Source organism: Ruegeria sp. YKSF57, from assembly GCF_059612585.1.
The window spans coordinates 39,197-45,562 of the sequence record NZ_JBXWQW010000035.1; the positions used below are offsets into that span (position 1 = coordinate 39,197).

Annotated in this window: 6 protein-coding genes; 2 read left to right on the forward strand and 4 right to left on the reverse strand. The window is 60.2% G+C overall.

All coding sequences use genetic code 11. From position 1 onward, the window contains the following. The first annotated feature begins 79 nt into the window (after positions 1–79). Complete coding sequence (locus tag AC2FLX_RS15375; RefSeq protein ID WP_496807998.1) at positions 80–748, forward strand: ArsR/SmtB family transcription factor; 669 nt, start codon at positions 80–82, stop codon at positions 746–748. 96 nt (positions 749–844) lie between these two features. Here AC2FLX_RS15375 and AC2FLX_RS15380 read toward each other — a convergent pair whose 3' ends face one another. The 3 genes from AC2FLX_RS15380 to AC2FLX_RS15390 are packed head-to-tail and all read right to left on the reverse strand — an operon-like array spanning position 845 to position 3,398. Continuing rightward, positions 845–1,465, reverse strand: a complete 621-nt coding sequence (locus tag AC2FLX_RS15380) for a deiodinase-like protein (RefSeq protein ID WP_496809919.1) — start codon at positions 1,463–1,465, stop codon at positions 845–847. A 1-nt stretch (position 1,466) separates the two neighbouring features. Then, entirely contained in the window at positions 1,467–2,171 is a 705-nt protein-coding gene (locus AC2FLX_RS15385) for a class I SAM-dependent methyltransferase (protein ID WP_496809918.1), read from the reverse strand. A gap of 30 nt (positions 2,172–2,201) precedes the next feature. Then, the gene (locus AC2FLX_RS15390; protein ID WP_496809917.1) at positions 2,202–3,398 is read right to left on the reverse strand and encodes a sterol desaturase family protein; all 1,197 of its coding nucleotides are present in this window, start codon (positions 3,396–3,398) and stop codon (positions 2,202–2,204) included. 164 nt (positions 3,399–3,562) lie between these two features. Between AC2FLX_RS15390 and AC2FLX_RS15395 the strand changes: the two genes are divergently transcribed. Then, the gene (locus AC2FLX_RS15395; protein WP_496809916.1) at positions 3,563–4,579 is read left to right on the forward strand and encodes a helix-turn-helix domain-containing protein; all 1,017 of its coding nucleotides are present in this window, start codon (positions 3,563–3,565) and stop codon (positions 4,577–4,579) included. A 531-nt stretch (positions 4,580–5,110) separates the two neighbouring features. On the opposite strand, the gene AC2FLX_RS15400 is transcribed toward AC2FLX_RS15395, so the two are convergent. After that, complete coding sequence (locus tag AC2FLX_RS15400) at positions 5,111–6,109, reverse strand: ABC transporter substrate-binding protein (protein ID WP_496747197.1); 999 nt, start codon at positions 6,107–6,109, stop codon at positions 5,111–5,113. Positions 6,110–6,366: the final 257 nt, after the last annotated feature.

Genomic DNA, 6,366 nt, shown 5'->3' on the forward strand with positions numbered 1-6,366 from the left:
GACTTCGGGCTTGTGGGGCGCGACGGAATCTCTATCATTCAAGTTATCGCTTGAATGATTTACCGTCTGGAGGCGTCCCGTGTCAATCTGCCCGAAGACTGCACTTCTGGAGGAATACGCGCGCGTCGCCCGCGCTCTGTCGGCTCCGGCCCGACTCTCGCTGCTCGAACAACTCGCGCAGGGCGAGCGCGGGGTGGAGCGGCTGGCGGAGAAGACGGGATTGACCCTCGCCAACTGTTCGCAGCATTTGCAGCAGCTGCGCCGCGCGGGCCTCGTCACCAGCCGCCGCGAAGGCAAGGCGATGATCTATCGGCTGACCGACGCGAAGACGCTGGAGCTGATGGACCTACTGCGCATCGTGGCGGAGCGGAACCTCGCGCAGGTCGAGCGCATCTTGCGGGGTCTATCGGGCGGCGAGGACGCACCGGAGCCCCTCAGCCGCGCGGACCTTGCCGCCCGGCTCGCGGAAGGTTCCGTCACCGTGCTCGACGTGAGACCGAAGGACGAATACACCATGGCGCACGTTCCCGGCGCGCTGAACATCACGCTGGCGCAGTTGGACGGGATCCTCCCCAAGCTCGCAATGGAGGACGAAATCGTCGCCTATTGCCGTGGACCCTATTGCGTCTACGCGCATCAGGCTGTCGCAGCCCTGCGGAGCCGAGGGTTCAATGCGCGACGGCTGGAAGGCGGTTTGCCGGAATGGCGCGAGGACGGGCGCGAGGTGGCGACAAGCCTTTCGGCATAGCCCGATCCTCCGCTAACAGGTGATGTCGCCTGTCACCTCAACGGGACGGCCAAGCAGTACATGCAGATTGCGCTTGATCAGATTGTTCCAGAAGAGTTAGGGAAAGCTCCTAAGGAAATCCTGGGCCGAGCCCTTGCCCGCGCGACCAAGCGTGAAAAGCGCGACCGAGGGCCTTGCAGGGCGGAAGAGGCTTTTTGCGCGGATCGGCTGGCTTGCTCCCAACGCCTGCAAGGCCTTCGCGGTGGCTGCCGGGTCGTTCCAGTCGGATTTGAACACGACACAGCCGTTGCGGTTTATGATGAAAACCGAGTTGGGCAGCTCGCCATAGGCCCGATGAGCCGTGCCATCCAGATCGTCGATCAGAACGCGGCGCGTTTCACCATCTTCGTCGACGAGGCGGCGGGCACTCGCGATCTTGTCCTCAATCGTCCGATGCGCGGCGATGTTCGCACCGGGATGCGCCTCGCGCACATAAAGAACAATGCTTGCCACATCACGAAGACCAGACATTGCTCTGCGGCGGCTTTGGAACAGAGGACACGTGATGGTTCCGATCTCAAGGACCAAAAAGTCGCCCTCAAAATCCAGCAACTTGCTAGGCTCGCCTGTAGTATCAAACACGCGCGCATCCGAGGCCTTCGTGCCAATCTCCGGACCGCCGGGGGCGTGGAAATCAACCTCGTCAGACGAAAACGTTTCATAATTGTAACCGGTCATCTCAAGATTCCTTCGTAATCTCGATGTCGCGACAGGGCGCACTATCATCGCAAGACGGTTGACGAACGCCATCCACGGGCGCGGGTTTCTCGGCGATGGTCCAATGCGTCAAACGCCCGGCTAGATTTGCGGTCAACGTTTCGGGCTGGTCAAAGCCGACCAGCCGCAGCGTGTCTTCTGTCTCTTGCACACTCGGAAAGCGGTAGATCGTGTCGGGGAACCCGTCCACGGCTCGCTGATCCGCCGTCGACCGGTAGCATAGCACGAACCGGCCGTGTGGGCGAAGCACGCGGAACGCTTCGGCGAGATGCGCGGCCGGCTCCGGCCAGAAGTAGATTGTGTGCACCGAAAGCGCCTTGTCGAACCGGTTCGTGTCAAAGGGCAGCGACGCAGTGTCGGCACGTTGCAGTGTGAGCCGCATGTCCCAGACAGCCTCGAGGTTGCGGGCACGGGCGCGCCTCAGCATGACATCGGAGAAGTCGACACCTGCGCTTTCCCTCAAACGCACCTTTCGATCCGCCGTGAATAGCGTCTCGCCATGGCCACAGCCGATGTCGATCAGGCGGTCACAATCCGCGAGGTCAAGCAAATCAAGGGCACGGTTGTTCTCGGGTCGCGTTTCGCGGGCCATGACGCGGGCGACGATGGCGCCGAGCAGTCCTGTCGGGCGGCGCCCCTGGCGGGCAATGAATTCAGGTTTGGTCATTTTTGAGTCTCCATGTTTCGAGTATGGGGATCAATCAACGCTGTTGAGGACGCGGCGGAGTGCGCGCACCGAGTGCCAGCGTTGCGTGGTGCAGAAAGGACCGGCGCAGCCTTTCAGGATGATCGTTTCAGGCCCATGCCGCGCAATCGCACCTCGATAAGTGCGCCCGTCTTCGGGATTAAGAAGTCGACCCGACCAGCCTTCTCCAGAACGTCGCAGGTCAGTGACGATGTTATCGCCCGGTTGCGCGTGCGGGGTATCGGCAGGATCCCAGGTCCAGACCAACCGACCACAGGTTCCCGCATTGTCAGTCTCGCAGGGCGCGAACTGCAAGATGATCCCAAGACCTGGAGAGGCATATGCACCGATCAAAGCGTCGGCACGAGCCTCACTGGCGCCGAGACCAATGAGAATGGCGGCGGCGAGAAATATGGCTCGCACCTCCGGTCCCGAAACCGGCCGTGCGACCCGTCGGAATTCTTCGTGGTAGTCCGGGTGTTCTGTCCCCATCCAGCGATCCCACCAAGTGAAGTAGAGACCGAGGTTATAACCCGCGTGGGCGTGGTGGAGGTCATGATGAGTGACGGTGGTCATCCAGTCGAACAGCGGTCGGCCATGGCGGTTGGACGGGAACAGCTCGTACCCCGAATGCCCCAGGGAGTTCCGCAGCATCATGTGCGTGACGAATATGAGAATCGCGACCGGATGGGCGGGCAGGACGAGCAGGATCAATGGCAGGAAGATGGCATTCGCAATCGCCTCGCCCAGATCGAAACTGTAGGAGGTGAAGGGCGTCGGATTGTGCGAGCGGTGATGCAGCCGGTGAAAACGCAGGAATAGCGGCGGATAATGCAGCAGCCGGTGCGACCAATAGAACCAGGCATCGTGCGCGACAATAAGAACGGCAGTACTGAAGGCCAAATAAGCCCAGCCATAAGCACCGATCTCAGTATAGATCGGGACGATCCCCGCTTCGGCCCCCAACACGATCAGCGTCCCGTTCAGCGCGAAGACAAGAACCGTGCGCAGGCTGGCCAGGACCTCACGCCGGATCTGACCGCCGGGCGGATCGCCGGCCCTGATCTTCCGGGCACTGAGTCGGGCGGCGAGAAGGAGGTTGACGATCAGGTACACGCCACCTGCGCCAATCGCGTAACGCAGGAAATCTGCGGTAAGGACGCCGGAAAAGACCCCGGCGAGGTGAGTGAAAAGGCATTGATCCGGCATTCTGTGCTCCTGATTGCGTTGCTTCAGTCCACATTGCGGAACCGGAGTAAGAACGCGCGCCGTTTTCGGAATGCACCGCGAAGTTTCCGGAATCGGCGCGGATTCTCGAGATCCGGCGATCCGACCTGGTTGACCGATCGGCCAGTCTGCGGTTCGATTTGGTCATGGATGACCTGCTGATGAGACTTGACCTGCTCTTCAGAGGCGGTGCGGTGACCGCGCTCGCGCTCTGCGCGCTCATCTTCCTGGCTGACCGTACCCAGTGGCCAAGAAGCCTGTCGGTGCCAGCGCTATGCGTCGGGCTGGGCGCCTACCTGCTGGTCTCCACGCCGAACCTCGATCTCTACGGGACCTCGCTGAAAGCGGTTCTCGTCATGACGGCCGGCGTGGTTCCTATCCTGGCTATCTGGGCCGGGGCGGAACTGTTCCTTGATCGGCCGGATTACCGGCTCTGGCACGGCGCAGTGGCCGCCCTTGTCGCGTTTGGCGCCTGGCTTGCGCCGGTTCTTCCCTTCGCGGCAACCGTCAGAGGCATCCTTGTCGTCCTGCTCTATGCGGGGTTGCTGTACATCGCACTGTCCACAGCTGCCGGCGACCTGGTCGAAAGCCGCCGGCGTTTTCGACGATGGTTCGTGGCGCTGATGGCACTGACCGGTCTCGGAATTTCGCTGGTCGAACTTCTGCGACTCGATGCTGACCTGCCACCCGTGGCGTACCCGCTGCATGCATCAGCATTTCTGTGTTTGACGATCCTGTTTCTCATCTGGGCGACCCGGATCTCGGATGATCTGTGGTCAGGTCAGAGTGCAAACAAGCCGAGACCCATAGCCATACTTTCAGCCGCCGATGCAGCGGTCCTGCAAAGGGTGGAGGCGGCCATGGCGGAGAACATCTGGCGGCAAGAGGGGCTTTCGATTGCACAACTTGCGGCACATGTGGATGCGCCGGAACATCGTGTCCGGCGAGCGATCAACAAGGGGCTCGGGTACCGAAACTTCGCGCAGTTTGTCAACGAACGAAGGATCGATGCAGCTAAAGCGATCCTGTCCGATCCTGTACGAGCCGACACGCCGATCCTGTCAATTGCCTACGACGTGGGTTTTGCGTCCATCGGTCCCTTCAACCGCGCGTTTCGCGATAAGTTTGGCAAATCACCCAGCGACTACCGATCGACGCGCTAGCGTTCCAAGGTCTTTTGCAATCCGCCTAGCGAACGACTGTCAGGCCACAAAGCCAATAGAGATGGAAAGTCACATTTGGCAGAATCTCGCATGCCTGATTTCGCTGCTGCGACTGTGCCGATGATTTTCTATTAACTTTAGCTGCTTTGAACGGCCGCTTCGGTGTCTGCGTCGCCGTGCAAGAAATTTGCGTACTGCGACCGCGAACCGATGCTGCGTAAGCAATAGCTGCAGGTGCACAAGGCGGTTTTGTCCCGCACCGCTATCATTCGTAGGACGTGTTTTGGATGGCCGCAAAGCGCCGTTCGCGGCGTACTGCACATGCGAGAGGATACCAGGAGGCGGACGACCGCAAAGGGCTCAAACTGCCAGTCGGTGCGAGCCGCAGAGAATGTCGGCAGCGAGCCCATATTGTCGATTGCTGCGCGGTGTAATAATGACGACTTTCTCCACAGAACGGCCATTGTATTAGGCATACAATGGCCAATCGAGATTTTTTCCGCGCAGCGGAACCGGTTTCAGTTTTCGCGGTCAGTCATGAACCGTATCTGCAATCTGAAGAAAGGCGAAGGGCGGCATTCTGTTCAGCTCCCGCGCGACGTCCATGTTCACGACAATGGCAAAGTCGGCGGCGCGAACGATCGGCAAGTCGCCAGGACTTTCGCCGTCGCGCAGTATCCTCAGGGCCTGTTGCGCGGCAAGCCGTCCAACATCCTTGAGGTGCGCTGCCACGGAGATCAGCGCATCGCTTTTGCGCACGAGGTGCTCGTATGGGCTCACCACCGCCATGTCGCGAACAATGGCGCCACGCGTGAACGCGTCTGCGTTCCTTTGCAGGAACGAACTCGAGCCGATATAGATCCAGCGAACACCCGCTTCTTTCAGTCGGTCCAGCCAAGCTGGCAGGTCCTCTGGCTCCGGGCGCGCGCCGTTCTGGGACATGTCGACCGCGACCAGATTGAAGCCCATAGTCCGGGACAGGTCCACCAATTCATCATGCTTGATCACCGAGTTCGCCTCGTCCGAATTGTACAGGAGGCCCAGCGTATCAAAGCTGTCGTCATAGGTCTTGATGACCTGGATGTTCAGGGCTTCCTCCGGCCGGTTGAACGTGCCGGCCACGTTGGCACGACCGGTGCCATCGAAATCAACGGCGATACCTGCGCTGAAGGGATTTGCGACATTCGTAAACACGACGGGGATCTCGCCGATAAATCCGTCGTCCCCGAGATCGTCAAAGGTGCCGACGACACCGAGTGTCGCGTTCGTGCCGTTCGTCAGGATCAGGTCTGCCTCAAGCTCACGGGCTTCGGCGACCAGGCCCGGCAGGCGAGACTTGTCCAGTTCATAGTCGCGCCAGACGATCTCGACATCAAAGCCGCTTTCCTCGACCTCGGCCTGAAAGCCCTCGCAGATGGGATCGCACATGTCGAAGGTAATGGCGAAAATCCTCTTCGTCTCTGCGATTGACGGAGACACAGAAAATGCCATGAGCACGGATACCGCCATCAAGACGTTCAAGCTGCGCATCGGCCTCTCCCCTTCTTGAAGCTATGGGTGAGACAAGGTGAAAAGCCCAGGCATGTCAAGCAAAGCGGATTCGCTACGATGTCACCTGTCACGCCCATGGATCCTATCAGGGTGCGGTGAAGAAATGGAGGCTTGGTCGGAGTTTGCGATCAGGCCGATAATCGGGTCTCGGCGGGATTTTCGCGACTCTCGTGACCGTTGGCTTGCTAAGGCAGTCCGGGTCCACCGACAGGCCACTGCCAATCGCCCGTGATCAG